The organism is Enterococcus innesii (assembly GCF_022846515.1).
Classification (GTDB): domain Bacteria; phylum Bacillota; class Bacilli; order Lactobacillales; family Enterococcaceae; genus Enterococcus_D; species Enterococcus_D innesii.
In genome coordinates, this window is sequence record NZ_AP025635.1 from 1,135,950 (window position 1) to 1,162,044 (window position 26,095).

Consider the following 26,095-nt stretch of genomic DNA (forward strand, 5'->3'; position numbering starts at 1 on the left):
TTTTTATTCGATCCCTTCTACTGTTTCATGTAATGTTTTACGGACTGCGCCGGTTCCTGTTAGCATCTTAGCGAACAAGTGACCCACGTTTTCAGCGATCCCTGCTTGATAGAGATCCAAACCAAAAATCTGCGGATTTGCTAGGATTGGTCGAATGATCCCTTGAACATCGGCGGCTGTCCCTAACTGACACTCCCATAAAATCTCTTGTAATTCTGCTAAGAGGGGATCAGGACTTGGGACAAATGGATGGCCTTCATCATCGATCGCTAAGAGATAACGCAACCAGCCTGCAATCGCTAAGGGAATGAAAGTCAGCTCAGAAGCCGAGCCTTCTTTCTCCACATACTTTTTGATGGTTTCGCCAAAACGGATGGCGATTTTCTGTGAGGTATCTGCGGCGATCCGCTGTGGGGTATCAGGAATCAGCGGATTCGGTAAACGAAGACCGACCACCTCATCGATAAATTTCTTTGGCTGAATGATCTCAGGATCTTCCACTACCGGTAAGCCTTCACGATAGCCGATTCCTTTGATCAAAGCGACAATATCTGGATCGGCCATTTCCGCAGCAATGGATGTATAACCGAGTAAACAGCCGAACAAACTCATTGCGGTATGCAGTGGATTCAAACAAGTTGTGACTTTCATACTATCGGTTTTGTCGACGATCTCTCGACTCGTCAAGATCACCCCCGCTTTATCTAAATTCGGGCGACCATTTGGAAAATCATCTTCAATCACCAAGTAATGAGTCGCCTCTGTGTTAGCAAACGGAGCGATATTCGTTCCTTTATCGGTACGGATGACTGGCAGCTGCTCGATCCCAGCTGCTGCTAATTCTTCTGCAACTGCTGTTGAAGGATTTGGTGTAATCCGATCGATCATTGACCACGGAAACGTCACCTGCGCGTTGTTTTCTAAGTATCGGACAAACGCTTCTGAAACATGCCCCAGCTTTTGCCATTCTTTTGCAATGGTGACAATCGCCGTTTGGAAACGGAGCCCATTTTGCGAAAAATTATCGGTGGAAACCATAGCGATCGGAAGTGCCCCTGATTGAAAGCGATCCCATAAAAAGCTAGCCAAAATGCTCATTGTATGGTTGACCTGATGGGGACCCGCAGCGAGATCCGCTTGGACAACAGGTAAAAAATTCCCCTGACTGTCTTTTAAGCCATAGCCTTTTTCTGTGATCGTTACGGTAACCAACTGTAGTGACGGCTCACGAAATACTTTGCGTATTTGCTCATAACTCGCAGCACGGGAAGGATGGCAATAATAACTAGCTGCCGTTGACTGGAGCAATTTTTTCTCCAGCCGTCCCCCTTCGTGCATGATCACTTCTAAAATATCATTCTCGTAAGGGGCATATACTTGATCAATCACCTGTTCATCAAAGGTTTCACAAACTACGATTCCTTTTGTCAGCGCTTGTTGATCGATCAACGTTTGGGCTACTTCTGCGTGAAATGCCCGATACAAATTTCCCCCACCAAAGTGTAGCCATTGAAACTGAGTATCTGATTGATCCGTCACTTCTTTGGGAACGATCGGCATCGTAACTCCTGCCTGCTTCAAGGCAGCAAAATCAAACATCCTACTTCCTCCTTTTTCTTGAAACTGATATATTAGTATTCTAGTTCATTCTATACTGAATTGCAAGCCTTTACAAAAGGTTATTCAACTTATATACTAGTTTTATTACTCAAAACTATCCCTAGGCACCTTCCTTCAGAGTTTTTCTTTAGAAGGGAATTGAATGCCTGATACAGAAAGAAGCGTTTATGTTGAACCCTACAAATTTTCAATCACAAGCTTATGAATCAATCAAAGAGTTGATCTTAACCGCCAAACTGATTCCCGGTCAAAAAATATCTGAAAAGGAATTGGAGCAACGGCTAATCATTGGCAGGACGCCGATCCGTGAAGCAATTATTCGTCTGCGCCGTGAAGCACTGATCCATGTCGTTCCCCAAAGCGGCACCTATATTTCTAAAATCAGTATCAAACAAATTGAAGAAGCTCGTTTTGTCAGAGAGACGCTTGAAAAAGAAGTATTCGTAGCTGCCTGCCAAGCCGTTACAGATGAACAGCTGAAAGAACTAGAAAAACTCGTTATTTTACAGCGGACCTATGCCCAATTGAAGGATGAAATCGAGTTTTTCCAACTCGACGAGGCCTTCCATCAGTTGATTTATAAAATCGCCGACAAAGAAAATGTCTGGAATTGGCTACAAACGATCAATCTGCCTTTAAATCGCTTCCGCTTCTTACGTTTAGAGGTGGAGGAATTGTCTTGGGAAATTATTTTGCGGGATCACGAAGAAATCTTAGCCACTTTAAAAGAAAAAGACCAAGCCAAAATTGCTCCCTTGGTCGGACAACACATTGATGTCATTGATAACGATTTGATTTTTGTGGAAAAGGCCTTTCCCGATTACTTTACGGAGTAAAGCTATTTGAAAATCATGGACCCTAAAAACCACCCTCGTCGAGTAGATAGCCTACTTGACGAGGGTGGTTTCATACGCTGAACAAGCGAGAATACGCTCATTCGATTGGGTGATAACTAAAGCCTTGGCCCAGTACTTCTGAGACATTATTGACGATCACAAACGCTTTTGGGTCAATGGTCTCAATGATTTGTCTGATCTGCATAAACTCTTGGTCGCTGGCCACGATCAGCAACACTTGCTTGTCGGCTTGCTGGTAACCGCCTTGGGCAGCCAATAGAGTGGCACCACGAGCTGTTTTATCAAAGACCGCTTCTCGAATCTCGTTCACGTGGTTCTCACTTAAGATCATGATGGATTTCTTCCGGTTAAAGCCCGTTTCAATGTAGGTCATCACACCAGAGGTGATCACGATCGATAATATCGCAAACAAGAACTCTTCAAACCCGAAAACGAACAAGTTCATGGAAACAACGATCGCATCGGTCGCCAGCAAGCCAATCGCTGGATTCAAATTAAAGTATTTCTTGAAAATCAGCGGTGGAATCGTTGTGCCGCCGCTGGAAGACTGATTTTTGTACAAAATCGCTACACCTAAAGCAAAAATCGCACTGCCAAATATCACGGAAAGCAGTCGGTCTTCGGCAACCATATATTCTGGGACTAAAGCAATTGCTACTGGAAAAGCAAAACTACCATAGAGGACTTTCAAAAAAGGCCCCTTCCCTAAGAAAGCATAGGCCAGAATAAGCATAAAAATATTCAACACCATAATAACAGCTGCTCGATCCCAACCGAGTGCTGACTCTAATAAAATACCGATTCCGCTGACACCGCCAGCTGCCACATGATGCGGGCCTAAAAATAAATTGATGCTTGCCGCTAGCAAAAAAAGTGCTGCGGTAATTTTTCCATAAGTTTTCAGAATTGTCATTTGTTTCCTCTTTTCTCTGTCATTTTCACAAGTTGATTCCGTCAGTGACCGCCTAGCAGCCATCCTTACTCCTCACTATACGCCCATTTGATGTCTCCGACAAAATTTATGTTTAGCCAGAGGGAATAACCGGAAATCTGTTGGCTGATTGCTTGATTCAATCGTTCTCGCAAGGGATCTTGCCGCCCTACTGTATCGAGAGGAGTTGCAGGTAAAATCACTACATCTAATTCCACAATAACTTGATTACCGACTTTAGCGGTACGTAACACAAAGTCCACCACTTCTTCTGCGCGCAATTCTTTTTCAACGATCGTCATGATGGACTCTCGTAGTTCTTCTTTCGGTGTTGAAGAAGTCAATTCCAGAATGGCCGCTTTCAACTCTTTAATCGAAAGCTGAATAAAGAACAAGGTGATCCCGATGGAGATGATTGGGTCGACATACATCGCGAAATCTCCATAGGGACTGGCTTGAATCAGCCAGGACAAAAGAAATGAACCGACGACACCCAGACTAAAGAAAAAGCCGAAACGCCATTGTTCTAGTTCTACCCAGTAAAAGGGATGAGTCAGTGGTTTCTTTTTTAAGTACAGGTAAAAGGAAAAGCAGTAGATCGTTCCAACCAGTGAGAAATACAAACCGATTGGATCAATCATGCCATCACTAACGTGTAACAAACTAAAGGCAGACTCAATAATCCCATAAATTGAGATCAGCAGGATGATACTATATTGAATAAATACCACTAATGGCATCAACGCTTCTTTGCCGAATGGGAAACGTTCAAAATCTTGGGCTTGGATATACTTTGCTACATATAAAGCAATCAGCGACATCACTGCACCAATCAATGTATAAACTCCATCTAACAAGAGAACGTTATAACTGACCAGTAACCCAAAAAGCAAGGCACCGCCGCCATAGATACTCCCAGCGACAATCGATGCCAGCAAGAGCTTGCGTATTTTTTTCTTTTCACTCATGATATTCCTCTTTCTTTTTTTCAAAAAAACTATCAATTTGATTGCATTCTTCTATCTATAAGCCTATCTTCCCATATAAATAACATAAAAAACAGTCATTTCTTTCATACAAAGCGGAAAAAAATAGTGTTGCTGTCACTCACTCTTCCTAGTCCTCGTTACAGATACTCGATTTCCCCGGCCTATTCTTTTTACATTCTGGTGTAAATCCCCTTGACTAAGCAGATTGATTCCCTTATCATCAAGGGTAACCATATTCAATCAGAATTTTCAGAATATTCCGTTATATTTTTCATAACGGCGATTCATTGGAAGACAGGGAGGATGAAGAGAATGAATGAAGCAAAACAAGTCCCATGGACAGGAGAACCTAACCAACGAGCGATCAACTATTTGAATGAAGAAGGCAAAGTGATCGTCTGCCCCACCAAAGTCGGCTATATTATTGCCGTCTCTGATAAAAAAGGTCTGGAACGCAAGTTTTCGGCAAAGAATCGCAAACGTAATAAACCAGGTGTCGTTCTTTGCAGCTCATTGGAGCAGCTACACGAATTAGCCGAATTAAATGCGGAAACCGCCGCTGTTTATGAAACGTGTTGGAACAATGACGTGTTATTCGGCGCGATTTTGCCTTGGAAAGAATCAGGAAAAGCCTATATCCCAAACGATGGCTCAGAGGAATTGATGACTGACGTTCGGGGAACTAGCTGTTTCGTGATCAAATTCGGTGTCCCTGGTGAGCAGATCTCAAAAGAACTTTGGGATCAAAAAAAGAAATTGCTTTTCGCCAGCTCAGCGAACCCTTCAGGCAAAGGAAATCGCGGACTTGTTGAAGGGATCGGTGAACAAATCGCGCAAGAAGCCGATCTGATCATCGAAGGAAACGACTATGTTGCATCGATCCAACCAGATAAAACGCTGGAAACCCGCTATGAGCAAGGAGTCATGGTTTCTTTCGTTGACCAAGACGGCAACTTGATTCCAGAGCAAGGAGACCAACGCTCCATCACGCCAGCACCTGTCTTGATCCGTAAAGGACTCGATGTTGAAAAAATCCAAATGTACCTTTCTGATCAGTTCAACTCATGGGACTATCGCCACGGGGAGTACTATTAATCTTTCATCGTCAACAAAGAACCGAAGAACCAGCTAGCTGCCTCCTTTTCAAGGAAAAACGCTCAGCTCGTTCTTCGGTTTTTCTATCGCGTCTCATACATTTTTTGCTACTGTTCCGTTTGAATCTTCAGCTTTCTAGTTAGCGGAAGACCTCATTGCATTCCCTTCATTCAATTACCCTTTCTCCATGCTATGAATCAGTGTCTCTTCTTTTATAAATAAAATTCAACTGGAAGCTATCTACTTATACAAAAAATATGAGCATTATATATAAATCATTATATTTTTTACGAAAAACGAATCCATAATTAGGATCAATATTTTTATCTGTTTTAGAATTCCAATTCTTTCTCTGCTATAATACCCTCATAAACACATAGGAGGGACTCTATGAAAAAGCATTCCTCAATTGCTTTCTAGGGGACGACGCCAATGACAGTGACTTTGGACTACACTTACTGCTGGGTTGTGGGCTGCCGCAACACAGTGCTTAGCACAAAACGAAAAAACTAAGCGTGGTACGGATTGCGAAATCGCATGAAGCTGGAAGCAGAAGTAATCGTTACGGACGGTGAATGTGTCCCTAGCCAAAGAAGCCTGATGAAGAACGAACGGAACCCTTTTCTCTCAAAAGAAATCATTCTTTTGGAGGAAAGCAAAATGAGAAAAGAAGAAAACACGACCTTTGTTTGTAAAAACTGCAGTACGCCTGTTGCCCCCTTGACCAATGGTTCGTACCGCAACCATTGTCCCCAGTGTCTCTACTCGTTACACGTGGATATTCGCCCGGGTGATCGTCAAAATACTTGCCATGGCCTGATGCGACCGATCGACTATCGCCAACATTCCCAAAAAGGCTATCAGTTGCTGCATGAATGCACTCGTTGCAAAAACCAGCAGTGGAATATCGTGGCACAGGATACGCAACAGCCAGACCATTTTATTGAGTGGTTGGCACAAACCGCTGCGTATCACTAAAAACCAAAGAAGACCATGCTTCAGGCTGGTCTTTTTTTGGTTATCAGAACAACGGACCCCTTATACCACTAACTGCTCATAGACATTGTCGTCATAAGAAGCGCTTACTCTAACCTAAAAAACAGCCCGCTGTTTCGTCGATTGGTTGACGAAATCAGCGGACTGTCCTGCTAGTGTCTTCTTAATGAGTATACGTTGGTTTGCGCTTATTCAAAAACGAATTGATTGTGATACAGTTCCGCATAAAAGCCGTCGGCAGCCACCAACTGATGGTGATTGCCTTCTTCAATGACTTCGCCGTCCTTCAAGACAACAATACGATCGGCATTCAAAATCGTCTTCAAACGATGGGCGATCACAAAACTGGTTCGTCCTTTGATTGCTTCATCCATTGCTCGTTGAATTTTCGCTTCAGTCACGGTATCAACGTTACTGGTGGCTTCATCCAAAATCAACAATTCTGGATTGGTCAAAATCGTTCGGGCAATACTCATCAATTGTTTTTGACCAGTACTGAAAAGATTGTTCTCTTCGGTGATCTCCGTGTCATAGCCTTTTTCCAACGTCATAACAAACTCATGGATATTGGCTTGTTTCGCTGCTGCAATGACTTCGGCTTCGGTCGCTTCTGGTTTCCCAAAAGCAATGTTTTCACGAATCGTCCCTGAGAACAACACGGATTCTTGCAAAACGATCCCCACTTGAGAACGCAGCAGATCCAAGTCTAACTCTCGGATGTCGATGCCGTCAAAGGTCACAGAACCACCATTCACATCATAGAACCGATTCAACAAGTTCATGATGGTCGTTTTTCCTGAACCCGTCGGCCCGACCAATGCGACCATTTCGCCTTTGTTGACCGTGATCGAGACATCTTTTAGGACCAATTTTTGACTGTCATACCCAAATTCCACATGATTCAAAGCAACCGCCTCTTTGATGCCCTTCACTTTGATCCCGTCTTTTGGTTTGACCTCATCAGGTTCATCAAACATTTCATTGATTCTGCGCGCACCGGTGATCGCCAACTGAATCATGCTGTAACCAGAAGAGATCTGCATCAACGGTTGGTAATATTGCTGCGAATACTGGACAAAGGTCACAACTAATCCTAAGGCAACGGAACGTTCTAAGTCACCGTTCAATGCTAACCAGCCACCAAAGAAAATCACGATTGCCGTGTTCAACAAGGACATCCCTTGCATCAAGGGGAAAAGCAGCCCAGAGTAGACTTGCCCTTTGTAGGTAGCTTCGCGGACTTGTTGGTTGTGGACCAAGAAACCGTCGATGGTTTCTTCTTGCAGTCCATTGGTGATGATGATTCGTTGACCACTGATTTTTTCATCGATATAGCCGTTTAATTTTCCGACTTCATCTTGCTGTAGATCGACATATTTGCGGGCTTTTTGGATCACGATCACCGCGATCAACACCGCAATCGGGGTAGAAGCAATCGTTGCCCATGCCAATTCAACGTTTTGACGGAACATCATGATCAAGATTCCCACCATTAAGACTACATTGGTCAGCACTTGCAACAATGCTTGATTCAGACTGTTTTGGATGTTATCCAAGTCACTGGTGAAACGGCTCAAAATATCACCGTCTTGATGGGAATCAAAGAATTTGATCGTCAATTTTTCCAGTTTATTGAATAAGCCGATCCGCATTCTGTTGGTTGATTTTCCCACCACTTGCGTGAACAAGATACTATAAACAAAATTGGCTGCACTGGCTAAGACATAAAAAATCAACAATTTCCAAATGATCGATAGAAAAGCCGATTTATCATCGACCCCTTGCATCAAACCACCAACATAATTCGCCAACTCTTGGAACGCTTCTCCGACAAAAACTGGTGCTTGCACTTGCAGATACGTTGCCAGAATCACCGTTACAAAAATGAATAGAAACGACCACTTGTATTGTTTTAAGTAATGATAGAAAAATTTACTCGCTTTGAACAAATCTGTCATGGTTACTCCTCTCCTTTCTGTGTTGCGAAGATTTCTTGATAGATGGCATTGTTATTGGCTAAAAATTCATGGCTTCCTTCACCAACCAGACGTCCATTATCTAAAACGAAGATACGGTCGGCTTTCACAACAGAGGCAATCTTTTGCGCGATAATGATCGTTGTCGTGTCTTTTAATTGTTTTTCAAACGCTTCGCGAACCAATTTCTCCGAACGCGCATCTAATGCACTCGTACTATCATCCAAAATCAAAATTTTCGGTTCACCGATCACGCCTCGAGAAATCGATAAGCGTTGCTTTTGTCCTCCAGAAAAATTGCTGCTGCGCTCGGAGACCGGCGCTTCAAACCCAGCGGTCAATTTTTGAATAAATTCACTGGCTTGGGCGATTTCTGTTGCCCGAGACATCTCAGACTCTGAAGCATCTTTTTTCCCTTGCCGCAAGTTTTGGGCAATCGTTCCTGAAAAGAGGATCGCTTTTTGCAAGACAAAGGCGACCGTTTTACGCAAGCTTTGTTCATTGACTTCTTTTAGGTCAACGCCGCCAACCCGCACGACACCTTCCGTTGGGTCAAACAAACGGGGAATCAGCTGCGCCAGTGTTGATTTGCCGGCACCAGTCGCTCCTACGATCCCAATCATTTCGCCAGGTTTGATGGTAAAACTGATATCCGTTAGGGCATTTTTTTCATCCCCAGGGTAACGGAAGCTGACGTTTTCAAAAGCGACACTTCCAGACAATTCTTGTTCTGGGACATCTTGGTATTGCAGATCCGGTTCGGTATCTAGAATCTCTTTGATCCGTTTTAGCGAAACTGCAGCCCGTGATGTCATCATCATCATCATGCCGCCGATAATGATCGCCATCATAATTTGCATCAAATAGTTCATGAATGAGGCAATTCCCCCAATCAAGGTTGGGTCATCTTTCGCTAGATCACTGACAAAGAAAATCGCGCCGACCACTGCTAAGTTGGCCGCCAGCATAAAGGAGGGGATCATTACAGAGAACAGGGTTCCTACAATAATATTATGCTTCGTTAACGTTTCACTGACTTTGGAAAAGCCTTGCAGTTGGTTGTCTTCTTGGACAAAAGATTTCACCACACGAATCCCCATCAAATTCTCTTTGGCGATCCCATTGATTTTGTCGATCAAGTTTTGGATGATCATAAAGTGTTTCCCCATCCGTGTAAAGGAGAGTGCCGTAATCACTAGAACAGCGATAATCAGTAAGACGATGATCCACCACAGTTGTGGCATGGTTGCCATCGCCAAAATGAAGGCACCGATAAATAAGAACGGGATGCGAAACAACGATTGTAGTGAGATCATCACTAAGTTTTGAATTTGCGTGATGTCATTGGTCAAACGCACCACTAAGTTTCCTGCCGAGAAGGTTTCGATATTACCAAATGAGAAGGTCTGGATTTTCCGAAACATTTCTTCTCGAATATCGGCACTAACGCCTTGCGCCACTTTCGCAGAAAAAACCGTATTGATGATCCCTGCAACAAGGCCTAGCAATGCAAGCCCAATCAACTGCACACCAATTTTTTTCATTTCATCATTGTTTTCGGTAATAATTGACTCTAGCACTTGCTGCAAGAGCTTTGGCTGCCATAATGCAGCAACGACCATTAAAATGACCGATAATAAGGCAATGCCAGTTGCCGTTTTGTACTTTTTGACATGGCGTAAGACCAGATCCATATACGTACCACTCCTTTGTGTTTAGCAGAAAAGACTGCCAAAAAATTTCGGTTGCACAACAATTTACCATGGATCACGACTAGAAACAAGCGAACAAATAAAACAAAAAGAGCTTTCATGAAAGCTCTTTGAAAATATTGCATAAATGTTGGCGAAAATAACGAATAATAAAGGGATTATGATGATCCTCAAGAGGGTCTTCCTTATTTTCTGTCGCTAAATCTTTGACTTACGATTCGCTGTTTTCCAGCTCACTTTTTTGTTTTTTTGTCAGTTTTTGTTTGACTAGATCGTAGGAAACCAAAATCATTTGTTCGATGTTTTCTTCCATCAAGGCATCAGATGCCAACTTGATGGTATTCCAATGGGTCTTATTGGCATAATACCCCGGAATGATGACGTCAGGAAATTGCTCTCGCAGCGTTTCGTTGACCTCGGGCAGATTTTTCAAAGTCAAAAACGCTGTTTCTTCTGCTTGCGGACTCATGATCCCAAACTGTTTTCCTACTAAATCAAAGTAGATTGCATCCCAATCTTCGCGGTAATAGACTTTGGCTCCCGGCAAGCCTTCCCCAAATGCTTGAAATCGCTGCATTTTTTGTGCAATTTTTTCTTCAATCGATGTACTCATTGTGTTTCCCCCACTTTCTACTATCAAAACCGTCATTTTCTGTCTCAATTTTTGACAGATTGAATCGCTTTCTGCTCTATTTCCTACTATTATACATGGTTGCCGTGTAAAAAGGGATTTTTATCAATGGCATGTCGCCTGAAAATGACTCTTGAGAGTGGCATGCGGCGTTACATTCATTCCTCTCTCTCAGAAGATACAAAAAACCCTTATCAGCGAGTAAGATGTACTCGCCAATAAGGGCAATTGATTACTAGATGTCATGGACAAGATTCATTTTAGAATCTTAGTACCAACCATTTGCTTCCCAGAATGCTTTGGCAGCAGACCAAGAACCATAACGTGATGCTACATATTCATCGGCAACCTTTTCTTGGTTAGCAGCTGAATAGTCACCATTTAAGTAAGAGTTGGTTAATTGGTAACGGCCATAGTATTGTCCGTTTGTCGCTGTGTAAGAACCACCAGATTCTTTGTTTGCGATCCATTCTTTTGCTGAAGCTTCTGAGTCGCTAGCTGAAGAGCTGTAGCTTGAGCTGCTTTGAGTGCTTGCAGCAGATTGTGTGTTGCTTGATTGTGAAGCTGCTGGTTCACTTGGTTGTTGTACACTTGCTGCAGCAGTCGTGCTTGCAGATTCTGTATAAGTTGCAGTGCCATCTGTAGGGATGATCAATGCTTCCCCAACAAAAATCAAGTTTTTATCAGCAATCTCGTTTGCTTCAACGATCGCACTGATCGTATCATCAGAGCTATAACCATAAAAGTTAGTAGCGATTGTTGATAAAGTATCACCAGATTGAACAGTGTATTGTTCGTCTGCAAAGGCGTCTTTCCCACCTAAGAAAAGGCCGAAACCGGCAAGGACAGCTGTACTAAGTAAAACAGTTTTTAAAGACTTCATATAATTAAATCTCCTTCTTTGAAACTCATTTTGCGTCATTTGAGATGACTCAAGCGCATAAACAAGTCTAACATCGAAGAATATTTCATAGGTAAAGAATTCATTACAGATGATTACGAAAACGACAGTTGCCTTACGTTTCGTAAGAATTTGAGAATCCTATCATATCAAGCTTTACTCTGCTGTAATTTTTAACATTACAGTTATTTTGTTTTCAGGTAAACCAGTTAACCTTAGAAAACCTTTCCTATATTACAAAAAACCCTCTTTTTACACAGGATTGTAACAAAAGAAGGAACGAGACAAGGTCTCATTCCTCATTTACTTCCTATTTTTTCTTCACTGGGATCAATTTATTCATGACGATCGCCGCAATAGCGCTTAAAGCAATCGGTGAGTCTAATAAATATTGTAAGAATTGAGGCGCAGATTCTTTGATTTCTGCTGGCATAAACAACAAGCCGATGGCAATAATCAACGGTACCCCGATAATATACAACTCACGCTCGGAAAACTCTTCATTCTTAATGACCCGAAAGCCGCTCAACAAAATAATGACGCAGACGACCGCGAACACGCCGCCGATGACAGCAGAAGGTACTGCGTGAATCAAGGCTGAAAGTTTTCCCATGAAGGACAATAGGATAAACCAGACAGATGCCATCACAAAGACTTTTTTACTAGCAACCCCGGTGATCGATATGATCCCTGCATTGGTAGAATAACCAGTCACAGGGGTCGTTCCTACTAAGGCGGCAACCAAGCAGCCTAGCCCTTCGCCGATCACGCCTTTATTGATCTGTTCGTCCGTAACAGGTTCTTCTGTCACGGAACTGACCGCATACCAAGTACCTGTTGTTTCTGCTAGGAGCACCATATAGATCACTAGCATCGTTAAGATTGCTGAAACATCAAAGTGCAGGCCGTAGTTTAGAAATACCAGTTTTGGCAGACTAAAGAAAGAAGCATCCGCCACCGACTGAAAATCAACGCCCCCCATAAAGGAAGCAATCACGGTACCGATAACCAATGCAATAATGACTGAACTGATTCGGAAGTATTTTCCCATTCCCGGAAAATAATCACCTAACATAGAAAACAAGATCAAAATCGCCGCAGTAATCGCAGCTAACAACATGTTTTGATTGGCACTTAGTGTTTCAGTGGCAGGATAGATATTGCTGGTAAATGCCGTTGGCAGCAGCGTCAAACCAACGATCATAATGATCGTCCCACTCACGATCGTAGGAATAAAATGACGAACGATATACTTATAAATGCCCGTAAAACCTAGTAAAATGACTGCTGCAGCACCAACAATGCTAGCTCCTAACACCGTGTCCATACCGTTGGCACCAAAATAAATACCGATGATCGCTCCAACGGGTACAAAGGATGGTCCTTGACATACGGGTAATTTCAAGAAAAAGAGGACTTGGATCAAAGAAGCGATCCCTGCTCCTAAAAAGGTCGATTGGATCAAACCTGATGCGTCTGAAGAGGACATCGCCACCGCCGTTGCGATAATAAATGGCGGCACATACACGTCCATTGCCAACACATGCTGCAACCCTAAAAGTACTGCTTGACCAAAGGGAATGTCTTCATTCATTCCGATCGTTAAATGTTTGTTTTTCGTTGATTCCACTGTCTCATTCTCCTCGTTTTTCGTGTACTTTTTTTCCTTGGACCCAGACTTGGCGAATATTTTGCATCGTTGCTAAGTACAGGATTTTTTGTAATCTTGCTTCGGGTGAGGTGAACACACCGAAGTCAGGCAAAGGATTTTCTTTTTGTCGCGTATCGATCACTTGCACATCAAACGCATAACCTTCTTTGATGACACCTACAGGTAATTTCAGTGCCTCACCGCCGCCTTTTGTCGCCAATGAGAACGCATCGATCACGGATATACGAGAATCAGCTACTCCTCGTGTGTTTTGGGGAAGCGTGACGTCTACACCATCTTCTAACATTCTCGAAGACATCACAGCTTGTTTGATGTTGTCATACAAATTCGGTGAAAAACCACCGGAGATATCCGTCCCTAACCCAATCGTGACCCCTTGCTCTTTCAAGCGCTTGATTGGGATCACACCATTGGCAAAGTAGGCATTTGAGATGGGACAGTGCGCAACTGCGGCGCCGCTTTCGACAAAACGGGCGCCGTCAGCTGGGCTGATGAAATTGCCATGAGCCATCACTGCTTTTTCTCGCAACAAGCCGAAATCTTGCAGCACTTCGGTATCCGTTTTGCCAAATCGTTCTTGAACAAAGTCATGTTCCCATTGCCCTTCACTGCAGTGGGTCTGAACATGGACATCATACTTTTCAGCCAATGCGCCTAACCCTGCCAAGCCTTTATCGGTACAGCTGGGGACAAATCGCGGAGTAACCACAGGATAAACGCCTTGAGGTGCAGTCTTTGCGATTGCTTGTACTTCTTGAATAAAACGTTCTGTATCCGCTAATGCCTCTTCTGTTGACGCGTCCCGATAAAAAGCAGGATTGGCTTGGGGATCGTCCATAACGACTTTTCCGACTAATCCCCGTTGACCAAGAGCGGCACAAGTCTTCGCCAATTGAAGGCTCGCTTCTAGATGGATCGTTGCAAAATAAAGAACCGTTGTCGTTCCTCTTGCCAACAACTGTGCCACCAAATCCTGATAGACAGCTTTGGCAAATGCCGGATCGGCATATTTTGCCTCCAGCGGAAACGTGCATTCATCTAACCAGACATTTAACGGTTCATCTAACGCGATCCCTGCTTGCGGCCATTGTGGTGCATGGACATGCAGATCGACAAACCCTGGTAAAAAACACTGGCCTGCAGATAAAGCCTGCAGATTCTCTGATGCTTTCGCCAGCTCTGACTCATACCCTTGATCTGTTTTAGCAGTGACTTTTGTGATGATCCCTGCGTCATCGACTTGAATCAAAGCTTCTTCTATATACTCCAATTTTCCATCACTTGGCGTATGGAAAACATCTCCTTTAAAATAGCGAATGGTTGCCATTTGGTTGATTTCCCCCGTTCTCTAAGACATTGTCAGGAAAAAGCTGTTCATTTAATGTTCCTTTTTCACTAACACGATGTTCTTATTTTAACGCTATTCGAAAATAGTGCAATAAAATTCACTATCATAAAGGAAGATAAAACGCTTAACGTTCGGTTTTTATGCGATTTCAAAAAAAGACACCGTCTAGAAATAAGACAGTGTCTGCTTTTTGAGAATATTCGCTTGGTTTATCTATAACTAAGGCGTTACCTAAACTAGACTAACGGTCAGGGTTTTTCCGAGGGCGGAAGCAAGTTTGGATAATGTTTCGAAACTTGTATTATCCCCTCTCTCAATACGTGCAATGGTTGACTGAGGAACAGCGGCGAGCTCTGCAAGTTCTCTTTGTGTGAGTCCTGCACTTTCTCGCGCTTTCATCAATGCTACAGCACTAGCAAGTTTCGCTTTTTCAGCTTCATATTCAGCTTTGAATTCAGTGTCTTTCATTTTTTCTTTTAAAAAATCATTGAATTTAACTGTTGGCATCTTTGATCTCCTCCTCAAATTCTTTTCGGATCTCTATCGCTTTTGCTATTTCTTGAATTGGCGTCTTCTGCGTTTTCTTGGTGAAACCATGGGTAATAATGAATTTAGAACCTAGCCAATGAAAATATAAAGCTCTTTGAATGTTTCCTCCAATTCCTGATCTCAGCTCAAATAGGTTATCTCCCAGTTTTTTCACCCATTTCATTTTTTGAGCGATCAGTATTCCATGTTCTTCCACATTCGCAATGACTGCTAACATTTTTTTCTGGTCTTTCTCAGGTAACTGTTCAAAAAACTCAATAAATTCATTGTGTCCATTTGGTCGCTCATAAAACTCAAACTTAGGTTTGTCCATATACAAATGATAGCATATATGCCATCATTTGTCGATTCAAGTTACCGTTCATTATTCTTTCTTAGACTTTATTCCCTATAATTGGTTTCATCTTTTTTTCTAGTTGATACAAAACTACTTAACATTCTCTTTGTCGATGAAACCGAATCAACTCCAAATCATTTCTCCATCATTTTTCTTTACGATTCCTACGAAAAACCACCAGTCCACCTACTAGCAAACACAGTAATCCTGCAATCGAGCCCCATTTTGCTGGCTCTAAAAAGCTTTGGATCCTTGAGGTTTGATTCGTTGCCGTCGTCCCTGATAGCTGAAACAAGAAAGCCAGCGGCTGATGTTCAAAACGAAGAATGACAAATAGGAGTGTCATCAAAAGAAATTGATGTACCAGACTCCCTTTGCTTTGTGTGGCATACTTGGCTAAGCTCTGCTGTTCAATTGCTTCCGGTTTTGCCGCCAAATACTGTTTCGTGAGCCATTGATTCAATCCCGCATTAAAGAAACTAATGACAAATAAACTTATTGGGATCAAAAAATCGCTGCTAAATAGAAGAACACCAACCATCAATCCAAGCAAATACGCCGGTACTAACTGTTTTTCTAGCAAGCGTGCGAGTTTTCCTCCGAGAAACATTGCGCCAAAAAGGCCCAGTGCATACGGCAAGTAAACGTGAGTACTGAGCGCTTGTGCCCCAAATCGACCGGTAACATAGACCGAGCCGAAAAGAAAAAGAAAGTTACCGATCACTCCCCGAATAAAGGTGAGGATGTTCAAGTGAAGCGGCTGTCTCCACGACTTACTGCGTTTCGTTAAAGTGATCAGCAGCAAAGCAAAGAGAAACAAGAAACCAGTGATCGCCCACTCAAAGAGGGCATTCGACTTGATCAGCCTGGCTGCTCGCAAGCCAAATAGTAAGAGAAAGAAAAAGAAATACAACAAAAATTGTTTGTTGAATAACTGGTTGCGCTGCATCAGCGGTCTTTTCGGTAGGTTTTTGAATGTTTGACTACTCTTAGCCGCCAGCACAAAGAGTGCAAGATAACTGCCAAATAGACCAATGCCTTGAAGGTCATCAGGCAACCGTAAGGCAAACAATAAAACGAAAAGAAAGAACAGCGCCTCCTTCCAATCATTTTTCAGCGGCTGTTCAGTGAGATTGGCTTTTTGGCGTACCATCAGGTCAGCTGGCGGCAACCAAGAAGCACTGATCCCCAACAAACCAGCAGCTGGCAAGAGTGCAGCGCTCCACCAAGTGCTCAAGATACCTACCAATGCGCCGGCGCTGCCGATCAAGACACTGGCTGCTAAGAGCGATGGTGCGAAAAGCGCCGTAAGCGTCTGTAAGAAAAAGACCCCTGTCATGCGAAAGGTATAAAAGAGCGCAAAGGCTAATGCTGCACTTAGCGACTGCTCTTTGCTCAAAGATAAGAAATAAAGATACGGGATGATCGTGATCGTATTGCTGATGATCAAAAGTGCGGTATGGGATTTTAAAGCTTTCATCGTCCGACTCCTTGCCTTGATTTAAAGTTCCATCTTTCTTCTATCCTACACTTTCAAGCAATCCTGTCAACTTGCGTGTCAAATTTAAGCAAAAAGAAACCAAGTGTGTTGTCAAAGGACTGACACTTCGTTTCTTTTTCTTATTGCGATTTTCGGTTAGGAGCCAGTAGACTGAATCGTTTGCTTAATTGCCTGAATTTCTTCATACAACCCTTGAAACTCTTTTGCAAGCTCACTCATGATGTCTGCGCTCATCAAAAGATCTTCCGCATGACTTAATAGTAAGGACATCCAAACTTTGTCCCCTTGTGCTTCTTGTTGAACTAACTTCCGATGTGCCAAATGGGCTTCATGATAGTGTTCTTTTCCTTTTTCGATTGCTTGCAGTGCAGCCAGATTCTGGGCTTCTCTTCCTTTTTGAATACTTTCAAAAAAGCAACTTCTTGCCATACCCGCTTGCGAGATAATCTGAAAACAAATTTGTTCTTTTTCTTCCATTCTACTCTCCTATTAGTTCAAGTGCTTGTTCCAATGCTTTTTTTCCATCCATCATGCCATAGGTGCGCATGTCGATACTGGCTGCTGGACAAGCAACTAAACCTTGGACTTCATTTAATCGGTATGAAACTTGCGGTCCTAACAGTACGCAATCAGCATCTTTGGCTGCAGTCGTGACCGATTCAATAGAGAACGCATCGATCGCCACCGTTTCTCCTTTTTCTTGCGCTGCTTTTTTCATATTATTTACTAAGACGCCAGTAGACATGCCGCCAGCGCAAACTAATACTATTTTTTTCATCATTGTTCCTCCATTTTCTCGTTATTTGTTACTCAACGACTGCCGCTTGGGTTTGCAGATTCTTTTCTTCAGCGAGTGCTGCTTTGTCTTGCAGACGCATAAAAGGGATGTAGATGATGACACATAAGACAAATTGAATCAATTGTGCAATGATCCCTTGCCAGCCATTCACTAAGAAGCCACCGAAAATAATCGGAAATCCAGTTGGGATATTGACTCCATTGTGATAAGGCAAAAAGCCGACAATTGTTAAGAGATATGCTGACAACACGGAAACAGCCGGTGTTACCATCAAGGGAAGCAGCATTCTGATATTCATCACCTGAGGAATCCCAAATTTGATTGGCTCAGAAATACCAAACATGGAAGGGATCAAACCAATTTTACCAACAGCTTTTAGCTGCTCTGATTTGCAACCAAAAATAGCCAATAAAGCGACTGCAAATGAACGAGCCCCGCGATTGTTCAAAATAAACCCAATCGTAAACAAATGTGGTAATGCTTGGCCGGTACTGTACGCCGCCAGATTATCAAGCCCTGGTTGGTAAAAGACCAACATCAAGATCGGATAAACAGCCAACACTTCGTGAATGCCAAAGAACCAAAGAAATTCGATAAACGCCACAATGATCATACAAGCAAAAATATTCGCTCCTAGCAAGGTCAATGGAGCTTGTACCCAAGTATAGATCATATCTGTCAGCGTGCCGTAAGGAGTTGCCGCCATGCCCACATAAATGATGCCCATAATGGCGGAAACAATAATTGCTGGCACGATCGCTGCAAAGGATTTGTTGACGATCGGCGGTACCGAATCCGGCATTTTGATCATCAAATTCTTCTGTACACATAAAATGTAAATTCTGGCACCCAACAATCCGCCAAACATGGCGACAAACATCCCACCGGAACCAAGGGTCGACAACTCCATCGTACGGGTTTCTTCTAAAGTCGAAATCGGACTCAAGATCAAAAATGATACCAAACTCATGATACCGGCATTTAGTTGATCCGCATTTAAATGCTCGGCTAATTTATAGCCAACTAGAAAGGCGACATAAACGGAAACGACATCGATCGTCATCGCGTTGACTTGGGTTAATAATGCTTTCAAACCAATTTGTTCCATTATCTGTTGCGTTGCCCCGATGTCGATCGCATTGATCAAGGAAGCAATGGAACTGATCATCATGACGGGCATTAAGCCCATCATTGCATTGGCAATGGCTTTCATATAAATATTGTTTTGTACTTGAACGGCTGCAGCTAGTATTTTATCTTTCAGTGTATTCATAAGGTCCTCCTTCACTTAATCCCGCAAGTATTTATCTTTAAGCAGCTGGATTTTCTGCTGTGAAAAACCCAGTTCTTCTTTTACATACGTTTCAATCCCCCCATGAGCCTCAATCAAATCCAAAGCGGTTTGTAAAAAACACCGATCAGCTTCTTTGAAGTATCGCATTGCTGCCACAAAATCGGGGTTGTTCGTTTCTTCTTGTATCAGCTTGAGACTCTTGGTATTTTTCTCCCTTTTGTACTCGTTGGTCAGCAGGTAATCTTCCATGACCTCTTCATAACTGACACCCAACAGTAACTGAATCAGGGCAACCCCATACCCGGTGCGGTCTTTGCCACCACGGCAGTGCTGAACCACTGCACCTTCAGCTTCCAAATGAATGTCCAATACTTCTTTAAAAACGGTCTTGCATTGACTGTTTTCAACAAATTCATAATTTTGCCGAATCATCAATTCTTTTGCAACTTCGGCGGTGATTTTTTCTGAAGAAAGCGCCATTGGCTCCCCTTCTTCTGAAGAAGCTAAAGCAGCAATATCAGCAATTGGCGTCAAATAAAGGATCTGAGCATTCCCAATAGGTTTGTCTTCATTGTCTGCTCTTTCTTGGGCATTGCGGTAGTCAATAATTTTCTCAATTCCCAGAGCTGCTAATTTTTTCTGATCGGCTTCTGTCAATTTGCTCAATTCGTCTGAGCGGTATAGTTTTCCAGTCACTACGTATTTGCCCTCTTTGGTCCGATAGCCGCCAAAATCGCGAAAATTATACGCACCTTCTAAGGTTACTTTTTCATTTGTCATATACTACTCCTTTAAATAATTAATGAACGTCATAAAGTCCGTTGTCGCAGCTAGCTTGTTTACTTTATCCAACGAAGAACATTGTTTGATCAAATGATCATTCAGCGGTTTCACTTTTAAATGATCTTGTTCAGCAATCACTAATAAGAAAACGAGACGAACCGTCTGTTTGTACCAGAACACTGGCTTTTTCAAGTTTGCAACGGCAATCACCGTTTCTGAACCAATCAGTGCATTGGGATGAGGGAAAGCGACTGACGGCAAGAAATCGGTTCCAAAAAAGGCTTCTCGTTCAAAAACTAAGGTTTCAAAATTCTCAGGCATTGAATACTGTTCTTTGATTTGTTGGCATAAAAAATGCAACACCGCTTCTTTTGTTTCAAATTCTTGTTCACAGATGAATAACGATTCCTTAAAGTAGTTCAAAAGCACTTCTTCTGTGAAGACAGCGGCCAATGCGGCTTCGATCTTTTTGATCATATCCGGTTGCATAAAATAATCAACATTCATAACAGGAATCGTTCCTTCGTAAGGAAGTGGAATCGAAGAAAAGATAAAATCGAACTCCTGCTCTTCGATCATTTGCAAAAATTCATATGGATTGCATACCGTGACTTTCTTGATATAATTGCGAAAATAAAACTCAAATTTCTCTTTAAGGAAGGTATTGGCCGCTCGGCCGAGGTCATTGACCACTAAAATATACTTGCGCTGTGTTTGCGAATCTTTCTTATTTAAGGCCACATCAAAGTGCATCGCCAAATAGCTGAGTTCATGATCACTGATGGTCTTTTCAAATTGCTTTGCAATGACTTGACCGGCAATAATGGCTAAATCATAAGCGACATTACAGTGTACCTTCACCTCATTCAACAAAGGATTTTTCAGCTCGATCCCCAATTCGATCCGATCGATCAGCGGAGCAAAGTGCAACATCAACATCGTTTGCAGATCCAAGTCTTTACTGAAATCGATTTGGCGGCTTTCCTTGATCGCTTTTAAAATTTTGCTGACCAATTCTGCTGCTTCATCTGAAACAGTCATCTTTTCATTTCTAGGGACTACTCGTTTGCCAACGATTTGCCCTAAAACATAATTTCGCTCGTATTCGGTAAAATGTACAGCACACTCTTTTTCAATTCTGGCGATGATTCGCTCTCCTAGTAATGTCTGTTCATCATTGGTCCTGCCGCTGATCGGTAGGTTTCGATCTAAGTAGCGGCCGCTTTGCATGCGTAAGACAGCGATCGCTAAATGATTTACCAGATTGTTCAAAATTGCCTCCGACATGGGGTAGGCTTTTTGCGAAAACTCCGACGAAACGATCGCTTTTATCTGCTGGTGAAGAAGCGACGGTGTATCTTCGCTGATTGTGCCCTCTTCTAACTGCTTGATATGGGTTCTTTGCAAATAATTACTAGCCATAAACCGTCTCAAGTCAAATTCGCTACCGCTAAGTTTCATTCCGTAATACGGCTTCGTTTGAATGGAGAGCTGGTAATGGCTTAGTATCCGTCGCAGCTTTTTCAATTCTTGAGATAGCTTGCTTTGAGAAATGAATAAGCGTTCGCAAAGCATTTCGGATTTAATATATGTTTCTTCTTGAATAAAGAATTCAATAATTCTAGAAACAAAGTCGTCATTGTGGGATGCTTGTTCTTTCCTTCGCTGAAAAGCTTCTTCGTTCGTTATTTGTAAATACAACCCACTCCCTTTTTTCGCTTGAATCATACAACCGTATCGTTCTTGATGCTGGTTGATTTCTTCTGCATAACGGCGAACGGTTTTCCTGCTAACACCCAACTCGGCAGCAGCCGCTTTACTCGTCATAAAACCATCATGCTCCGAAAGTGTTCTTAACAACAATAGGCTTAATTTTTCCATCTCTCTCTCCCTCGCTTACTAGTTTAGAGTCAAACCCAAACAACCTCCATAGGTATATCTTCCCTTTCATTAAGGGAAATTTCTACAAGAAGTTGCTTGACTTGTGCTTTGCTTCTTATCAAAAAAACGAATGGTCGTGACTTTCACTTTGTTGTTGCCACATATGACCGACCAATTTGTTTGAGTTTTCTTCTCCACAAAAAAAGACATGATCTTCACTCAATGAAGGTCATGTCTTTTTTATTTAGCGAACCTCGCTGATTTTCTCTACCGACTGTCGCACTTTTAATTGATGGGGACTAATTTTTCGATGGCTCGTTTCTGCTTGATTGGTGATGATGTCTGCTAGTAATTCAGCTGCTTCATAACCGATTCGTTCCATATCTTGAGCAACGGTTGTTAATTCAGGCGTTACGTAGCTAGCCAAAATAATATCATCGAACCCGATGACCGAAATGTCTTCAGGAACCCGCAAGCCCATGTCTTTGATTCCACGTATCGCTCCGATTGCCATAATATCACTAGCACAGAACAGTGCAGTGATTTCTTGATTGTTTTCTAACAGATTTTTACAAATCAAATAGGCAATTTCTTCTTCATAGTTGGCGTACTGGATATACGACTCATTCACTAACAAGCCATGCGCTGCCAAAGAAGCGCGGTAGCCTTTTTCTCTAAGTTCACTGACATTGGCATCACGACTCCCGTTGATCATGCCAATTTGTCGATGATTATTGGCAATCAAAAAATCCACAGCTTCTTGCGCCGCTTTTTCATTGTCAATCGAAACCAAGCCGATCTTAGGATTGTCGATTTCCATATCAATCAGAACTGTCGGCAAAGAGGTTTGCTGTACTTCCTGGTAGTAAGGATCGGTGGTTTTTAACCCTTGGATCACTACACCAGTGATATTGTGCTCATTGCAGAACTGACTAAACGTCTTTTGCTTTTGTTTCTCAGTACTTGTCCCATAAAAGACAAACTCAAAATCTGACTGATCCGTATAACGATAGACCCCATTCAACACTTCCAAAGGCATCGTTGATTTTCGGTTGAAATTCAACTCATTTAAAATCAAGGCGATGGTTTGTTGTTTCTTGGAAGACAGTGTCCTTGCTGCCATGTTTGGGGAATAGTCTAATTCTTTCGCTATTTTTAAAATTTCTTGCTTGGTTTGCTGGTTGATATCACTATACCCATTAAAAACTTTAGATACAGTCGCTATTGATACGCCGGCTGCCTTTGCCACATCGCGAATCGTTGTTCGCATTTGCTATCTCTCCTTTATCCAGATACCACCATCAGTCTTCGTAGCGATCAATCGTGTTTCCTCCGCTAACTGACAGTCAATACGTTGATCCTTTAAATTGATTTTAACAGGTTCTCCTTGATAAAAGAGCGTAAATTTTAGTTCTTTTATTTTCTGTGGCAAGTGATTCGCTAATCGCAACCCTTGATCGTAATACAAACCAGCAAATCCGTAAATCAAGCTCAGCCAGCTTCCCCCCATATTTGCTGCGTGAATGCCATCGACAACATTTTTTTGTAAATCCGTTAAATCCATCAAAGCCGTATCCATGAAATAACGATACGCCTTCTCAGAGTCCCCAATTCGACTCGCCATCACGCTGAAAATAGAACGAGATAAGGAAGAATCATGCGTCGTTACTTGCTCGTAATAATCATAATCTTTTTTTAATTGCTCAAGACTGAAATCTCCTGTATAAAGCATTTGGGCCAAAACCGTATCGGCTTGTTTACAGACCTGATGTTTGTAGATGACCATTGGATGATAATGTAACAGGAGAGGATACTTTTCAGCCGGTGTAGTTTCAAACGGCCAGACTGCTTGTTCTAAGAATCCATCATCTTGTTTCGTAATGCCTCGCTGTTCATCGTAGCCAAAATACATTAAATCGGCTGCCTGCTGCCAAGCACTAATTGATTCTTGGTATTTTCCAAATCGCTGTGCTAACTCAATTGCGTAGTAAAGATTGTTTTGAACCATCTTATTCGTATAAAAATTATTGTTAACAAGGGCGCTGTATTCGTCAGGTCCGGTCACTCCATTGATACAAAAAGCAAGCTTGCCGTCTTTTTCTACCAGATCGCCATAACTCAACCAGAATTTTGCTGTTTCAAAAACAACTTCACTGCCAACCGTTTCGATGAATGCCTGGTCTCCAGTCACTCGTTCATACAATTGGAATGCATAAACGATATCCGCATTGATATGGACTTGGGCAGTTCCCGCTGGATAATAAGCACTCGTCTCATTTCCATCAATTGTTCGCCAAGCAAACAAAGCACCCTCTTGACTTAGCTCCTGCGCCCGTTGTTTGGCTTGCGGCAAGATCTTCCCGCGATAGGAAAGCAATGCTTTGGCTATTTCAGGGTTCGTGAAAATAAAAAATGGCAACAGATACATTTCCGTATCCCAAAAGTAATGCCCTTCATATCCCTCGCCAGTCAATCCTTTGGCTGCGAAATTTGTTCTGCCGTCTCGCCCCGCACCTTGATTCAAATGAAACAAATTGAACCGAATGCCTTTTTGAAGAACTGGATCTCCTTCGATTTGGATATCACTTGCCGCCCAAAATTGCTGATAACTTTGTTGCTGCTCTTGCAAGAGAACTTCAAAATCGGCTAACTCTTGGTTAAAAGGTGTTTCGTGATTTTGATTATCTTCAAGTAGTTTCATTTGGAAAACCGTCGTAAGCGTTTCCTCTGCTTGTAATTGCTTTTCGCCATTGATCACTCGAATTGCTATACTTCGTTGACTATTTTCAGCAGTCCAAATCGCATAATCCTGATAATCAGCTTTTCGTAAGTGATGTGCTTTACTGGCAACCCGAGGATCATCTGTTTGAACAATTGCTGCTTTTTGTTCTAAAGGATGTGTCATGGAAATTGGCTCTGAGAAATTGGTGTTCTTAATTTGATACTGACAGACGTAGAGTTCACTTCGTGTCACAGAGGCAAACGACTGCATCACCAATTCAAAAGTTTTACCTAGTGGCGTTACTACTTTATAGGATTCATCCAACACGCCTTTTTCCAAATCCAAAGTCATTTGTATAGGCTTTACTTGCCATTCTGAAGCACTAGAGTCCTCGTCACCAATCTGTAAACGTACGCCTCTTAGATTCGGCAGCTTGATGATCGTCTGATGCTCTTTGGCATAGCCGTATGCCCATTCACCGTATTGAATCGGCTCACTATCAAAAAAGCCATTAACAAAGGAGCCCGGATTTCCCCCGTAAAGCTCATTAACTTTTAAAGGATGCCCTGACCGCACGCCAATTTGACCATTGCCAACTGCAAACAATGTTTCTAGGTACTCAGGTGTTTGATGAGAAAGTTCCTCTGCACTTACTTTAAATGAATCATTTTTCGCCATCCATTCGCACTCCTTGTAAGAAATATTTGTTGAACAGCAAGTAAATGATCACAATGGGAATGATCGTGATCACACTTGCCGCCATCGTCTGATCCCATCGTACACCACCATTTCGACTTTGGAAAGTCTGCAACCCTAGAGTCAAAGTATATTTACTTGGCGTGGTCAAATAGAGCATTGGTTTCATGAATTCATTCCAAAAGCCCATAAAAATAAAGACAGCTTGGGTTGCGATGGATGGTTTTGCTAATGGCATCACGATACGAAAGAATGTTTGAAATCTGCCGAGACCATCGATTGCCGCAGCTTCTTCCACATCTTTTGGAAAAGATAAAAAGAATTGGCGCATCATAAAGATATTCCCGATGTTGATCGCAGCTGGTAAAATCAACGCTGAAAAACTATCTAACATTCCTAGATTCATCAAGATTAAGTAATTTGGAATCAACAAAACCTGAGCTGGCACCATCATCAATGCCAAAAAACCATAGTAAATTCGTTCACGCCCCGGAAAATTTAATCTTGCTAAGGCATAACCTGCCATCGTATTTAATAAAATATTGATGGTCGTTCCAATAACGGATATAATCACGGAGTTTAGAAACCAACGCATAAACAAAGAAGAGCGCCCCAAGACATATCGAAAATTGTCTAAAGTAAACTCATTGGGGATCAAACTCATATCCCCAGAAACAATTTCTCTATAGGGTTTGAAAGATGCAGCAATTGCCCAGACAAAAGGATAAAAGGTCAGTACTGCATAAAGAATCAAGATCGTATAGAGCAAGATCTTTAAAATTTTTGTTTTCTCTTTTCCTCTCAC

Annotated in this window: 23 protein-coding genes; 3 read left to right on the top strand and 20 right to left on the bottom strand. The window is 42.3% G+C overall.

The annotated features are described in order from the left end of the window. Window positions 1-3 precede the first annotated feature (3 nt). Window positions 4-1,599, bottom strand: coding sequence for a mannitol dehydrogenase family protein (locus ENLAB_RS05205; protein ID WP_244352947.1), 1,596 nt, complete (start codon window positions 1,597-1,599; stop codon window positions 4-6). Window positions 1,600-1,787: 188 nt separating this feature from the next. Here ENLAB_RS05205 and ENLAB_RS05210 point away from each other — a divergent pair, with 188 nt between their 5' ends. Continuing rightward, a complete protein-coding gene (locus tag ENLAB_RS05210) occupies window positions 1,788-2,456 on the top strand; it encodes a GntR family transcriptional regulator (RefSeq protein ID WP_244352949.1) in 669 nt (222 codons plus the stop codon). Between the two features lie 97 nt (window positions 2,457-2,553). Here the strand turns inward: ENLAB_RS05210 and ENLAB_RS05215 are convergent, their stop codons facing one another. After that, complete coding sequence (locus ENLAB_RS05215) at window positions 2,554-3,390, bottom strand: YitT family protein (RefSeq protein WP_081117936.1); 837 nt, start codon at window positions 3,388-3,390, stop codon at window positions 2,554-2,556. 65 nt (window positions 3,391-3,455) lie between these two features. Beyond that, window positions 3,456-4,376, bottom strand: coding sequence for a cation efflux transmembrane domain-containing protein (locus ENLAB_RS05220; protein ID WP_244352951.1), 921 nt, complete (start codon window positions 4,374-4,376; stop codon window positions 3,456-3,458). Between the two features lie 333 nt (window positions 4,377-4,709). Here ENLAB_RS05220 and ENLAB_RS05225 point away from each other — a divergent pair, with 333 nt between their 5' ends. Continuing rightward, window positions 4,710-5,492 carry an L-threonylcarbamoyladenylate synthase gene (locus tag ENLAB_RS05225; protein ID WP_081117934.1) on the top strand — a complete coding sequence of 261 codons (783 nt, stop codon included), beginning with the start codon at window positions 4,710-4,712 and terminating at the stop codon, window positions 5,490-5,492. A 660-nt stretch (window positions 5,493-6,152) separates the two neighbouring features. After that, window positions 6,153-6,470: an RNHCP domain-containing protein gene (locus ENLAB_RS05230; RefSeq protein ID WP_175632003.1), complete on the top strand. Its 318-nt coding sequence runs from the start codon at window positions 6,153-6,155 to the stop codon at window positions 6,468-6,470. Window positions 6,471-6,676: 206 nt separating this feature from the next. Here the strand turns inward: ENLAB_RS05230 and ENLAB_RS05235 are convergent, their stop codons facing one another. The 17 genes from ENLAB_RS05235 to ENLAB_RS05315 form a co-directional block, all read right to left on the bottom strand. Continuing rightward, window positions 6,677-8,446 (bottom strand): ABC transporter ATP-binding protein, encoded by a 1,770-nt coding sequence (locus ENLAB_RS05235; protein WP_244352953.1) that lies wholly within the window; start codon window positions 8,444-8,446, stop codon window positions 6,677-6,679. A gap of 2 nt (window positions 8,447-8,448) precedes the next feature. Then, window positions 8,449-10,158: an ABC transporter ATP-binding protein gene (locus tag ENLAB_RS05240; protein WP_244352955.1), complete on the bottom strand. Its 1,710-nt coding sequence runs from the start codon at window positions 10,156-10,158 to the stop codon at window positions 8,449-8,451. Window positions 10,159-10,387: 229 nt separating this feature from the next. Continuing rightward, the gene (locus tag ENLAB_RS05245) at window positions 10,388-10,789 is read right to left on the bottom strand and encodes an MmcQ/YjbR family DNA-binding protein (RefSeq protein WP_008380641.1); all 402 of its coding nucleotides are present in this window, start codon (window positions 10,787-10,789) and stop codon (window positions 10,388-10,390) included. 286 nt (window positions 10,790-11,075) lie between these two features. Then, entirely contained in the window at window positions 11,076-11,690 is a 615-nt protein-coding gene (apf, locus tag ENLAB_RS05250) for an aggregation-promoting factor (RefSeq protein ID WP_244352957.1), read from the bottom strand. Window positions 11,691-12,018: 328 nt separating this feature from the next. Further along, on the bottom strand, window positions 12,019-13,302 hold the full coding sequence (locus ENLAB_RS05255; protein ID WP_016612741.1) for a uracil-xanthine permease family protein: 1,284 nt from the start codon (window positions 13,300-13,302) through the stop codon (window positions 12,019-12,021). A 40-nt stretch (window positions 13,303-13,342) separates the two neighbouring features. Continuing rightward, window positions 13,343-14,707 (bottom strand): guanine deaminase, encoded by a 1,365-nt coding sequence (gene guaD / locus ENLAB_RS05260; protein ID WP_244352959.1) that lies wholly within the window; start codon window positions 14,705-14,707, stop codon window positions 13,343-13,345. 252 nt (window positions 14,708-14,959) lie between these two features. Continuing rightward, window positions 14,960-15,235, bottom strand: coding sequence for a helix-turn-helix domain-containing protein (locus tag ENLAB_RS05265; RefSeq protein WP_005228477.1), 276 nt, complete (start codon window positions 15,233-15,235; stop codon window positions 14,960-14,962). Then, the gene (locus ENLAB_RS05270) at window positions 15,222-15,590 is read right to left on the bottom strand and encodes a type II toxin-antitoxin system RelE/ParE family toxin (protein ID WP_060791427.1); all 369 of its coding nucleotides are present in this window, start codon (window positions 15,588-15,590) and stop codon (window positions 15,222-15,224) included. The genes ENLAB_RS05265 and ENLAB_RS05270 overlap by 14 nt, the downstream gene beginning before the upstream one ends. 169 nt (window positions 15,591-15,759) lie before the next feature. Further along, complete coding sequence (locus ENLAB_RS05275; protein WP_244352961.1) at window positions 15,760-17,094, bottom strand: hypothetical protein; 1,335 nt, start codon at window positions 17,092-17,094, stop codon at window positions 15,760-15,762. 156 nt (window positions 17,095-17,250) lie between these two features. Further along, window positions 17,251-17,592 (bottom strand): PTS sugar transporter subunit IIA, encoded by a 342-nt coding sequence (locus ENLAB_RS05280; RefSeq protein WP_061053195.1) that lies wholly within the window; start codon window positions 17,590-17,592, stop codon window positions 17,251-17,253. A gap of 1 nt (window position 17,593) precedes the next feature. Further along, complete coding sequence (locus ENLAB_RS05285; protein WP_010749922.1) at window positions 17,594-17,893, bottom strand: PTS sugar transporter subunit IIB; 300 nt, start codon at window positions 17,891-17,893, stop codon at window positions 17,594-17,596. A 28-nt stretch (window positions 17,894-17,921) separates the two neighbouring features. Then, on the bottom strand, window positions 17,922-19,187 hold the full coding sequence (locus ENLAB_RS05290; protein ID WP_244352963.1) for a PTS sugar transporter subunit IIC: 1,266 nt from the start codon (window positions 19,185-19,187) through the stop codon (window positions 17,922-17,924). Window positions 19,188-19,202: 15 nt separating this feature from the next. After that, window positions 19,203-19,988 (bottom strand): tyrosine-protein phosphatase, encoded by a 786-nt coding sequence (locus tag ENLAB_RS05295; RefSeq protein WP_244352965.1) that lies wholly within the window; start codon window positions 19,986-19,988, stop codon window positions 19,203-19,205. A 3-nt stretch (window positions 19,989-19,991) separates the two neighbouring features. Continuing rightward, complete coding sequence (locus tag ENLAB_RS05300) at window positions 19,992-21,872, bottom strand: BglG family transcription antiterminator (protein WP_244352966.1); 1,881 nt, start codon at window positions 21,870-21,872, stop codon at window positions 19,992-19,994. A gap of 244 nt (window positions 21,873-22,116) precedes the next feature. Further along, entirely contained in the window at window positions 22,117-23,142 is a 1,026-nt protein-coding gene (locus tag ENLAB_RS05305; protein ID WP_005234088.1) for a LacI family DNA-binding transcriptional regulator, read from the bottom strand. A gap of 3 nt (window positions 23,143-23,145) precedes the next feature. Then, window positions 23,146-25,272, bottom strand: a complete 2,127-nt coding sequence (locus ENLAB_RS05310) for a glycoside hydrolase family 65 protein (protein ID WP_244352967.1) — start codon at window positions 25,270-25,272, stop codon at window positions 23,146-23,148. Further along, the gene (locus ENLAB_RS05315) at window positions 25,259-26,095 is read right to left on the bottom strand and encodes a carbohydrate ABC transporter permease (RefSeq protein ID WP_016612747.1); all 837 of its coding nucleotides are present in this window, start codon (window positions 26,093-26,095) and stop codon (window positions 25,259-25,261) included. Before ENLAB_RS05315 ends, ENLAB_RS05310 begins: the two co-directional genes overlap by 14 nt.

What these genes read in the sequence shown, in the direction of transcription:
- ENLAB_RS05205 (WP_244352947.1), bottom strand. Translation starts at nt 1,599, where the DNA reads ATGTTTGATTTTGCTGCCTTGAAGCAGGCAGGAGTTACGATGCCGATC.
- ENLAB_RS05210 (WP_244352949.1), top strand. Translation starts at nt 1,788, where the DNA reads ATGTTGAACCCTACAAATTTTCAATCACAAGCTTATGAATCAATCAAA.
- ENLAB_RS05215 (WP_081117936.1), bottom strand. Translation starts at nt 3,390, where the DNA reads ATGACAATTCTGAAAACTTATGGAAAAATTACCGCAGCACTTTTTTTG.
- ENLAB_RS05220 (WP_244352951.1), bottom strand. Translation starts at nt 4,376, where the DNA reads ATGAGTGAAAAGAAAAAAATACGCAAGCTCTTGCTGGCATCGATTGTC.
- ENLAB_RS05225 (WP_081117934.1), top strand. Translation starts at nt 4,710, where the DNA reads ATGAATGAAGCAAAACAAGTCCCATGGACAGGAGAACCTAACCAACGA.
- ENLAB_RS05230 (WP_175632003.1), top strand. Translation starts at nt 6,153, where the DNA reads ATGAGAAAAGAAGAAAACACGACCTTTGTTTGTAAAAACTGCAGTACG.
- ENLAB_RS05235 (WP_244352953.1), bottom strand. Translation starts at nt 8,446, where the DNA reads ATGACAGATTTGTTCAAAGCGAGTAAATTTTTCTATCATTACTTAAAA.
- ENLAB_RS05240 (WP_244352955.1), bottom strand. Translation starts at nt 10,158, where the DNA reads ATGGATCTGGTCTTACGCCATGTCAAAAAGTACAAAACGGCAACTGGC.
- ENLAB_RS05245 (WP_008380641.1), bottom strand. Translation starts at nt 10,789, where the DNA reads ATGAGTACATCGATTGAAGAAAAAATTGCACAAAAAATGCAGCGATTT.
- apf (WP_244352957.1), bottom strand. Translation starts at nt 11,690, where the DNA reads ATGAAGTCTTTAAAAACTGTTTTACTTAGTACAGCTGTCCTTGCCGGT.
- ENLAB_RS05255 (WP_016612741.1), bottom strand. Translation starts at nt 13,302, where the DNA reads ATGAATGAAGACATTCCCTTTGGTCAAGCAGTACTTTTAGGGTTGCAG.
- guaD (WP_244352959.1), bottom strand. Translation starts at nt 14,707, where the DNA reads ATGGCAACCATTCGCTATTTTAAAGGAGATGTTTTCCATACGCCAAGT.
- ENLAB_RS05265 (WP_005228477.1), bottom strand. Translation starts at nt 15,235, where the DNA reads ATGCCAACAGTTAAATTCAATGATTTTTTAAAAGAAAAAATGAAAGAC.
- ENLAB_RS05270 (WP_060791427.1), bottom strand. Translation starts at nt 15,590, where the DNA reads ATGGACAAACCTAAGTTTGAGTTTTATGAGCGACCAAATGGACACAAT.
- ENLAB_RS05275 (WP_244352961.1), bottom strand. Translation starts at nt 17,094, where the DNA reads ATGAAAGCTTTAAAATCCCATACCGCACTTTTGATCATCAGCAATACG.
- ENLAB_RS05280 (WP_061053195.1), bottom strand. Translation starts at nt 17,592, where the DNA reads ATGGAAGAAAAAGAACAAATTTGTTTTCAGATTATCTCGCAAGCGGGT.
- ENLAB_RS05285 (WP_010749922.1), bottom strand. Translation starts at nt 17,893, where the DNA reads ATGAAAAAAATAGTATTAGTTTGCGCTGGCGGCATGTCTACTGGCGTC.
- ENLAB_RS05290 (WP_244352963.1), bottom strand. Translation starts at nt 19,187, where the DNA reads ATGAATACACTGAAAGATAAAATACTAGCTGCAGCCGTTCAAGTACAA.
- ENLAB_RS05295 (WP_244352965.1), bottom strand. Translation starts at nt 19,988, where the DNA reads ATGACAAATGAAAAAGTAACCTTAGAAGGTGCGTATAATTTTCGCGAT.
- ENLAB_RS05300 (WP_244352966.1), bottom strand. Translation starts at nt 21,872, where the DNA reads ATGGAAAAATTAAGCCTATTGTTGTTAAGAACACTTTCGGAGCATGAT.
- ENLAB_RS05305 (WP_005234088.1), bottom strand. Translation starts at nt 23,142, where the DNA reads ATGCGAACAACGATTCGCGATGTGGCAAAGGCAGCCGGCGTATCAATA.
- ENLAB_RS05310 (WP_244352967.1), bottom strand. Translation starts at nt 25,272, where the DNA reads ATGGCGAAAAATGATTCATTTAAAGTAAGTGCAGAGGAACTTTCTCAT.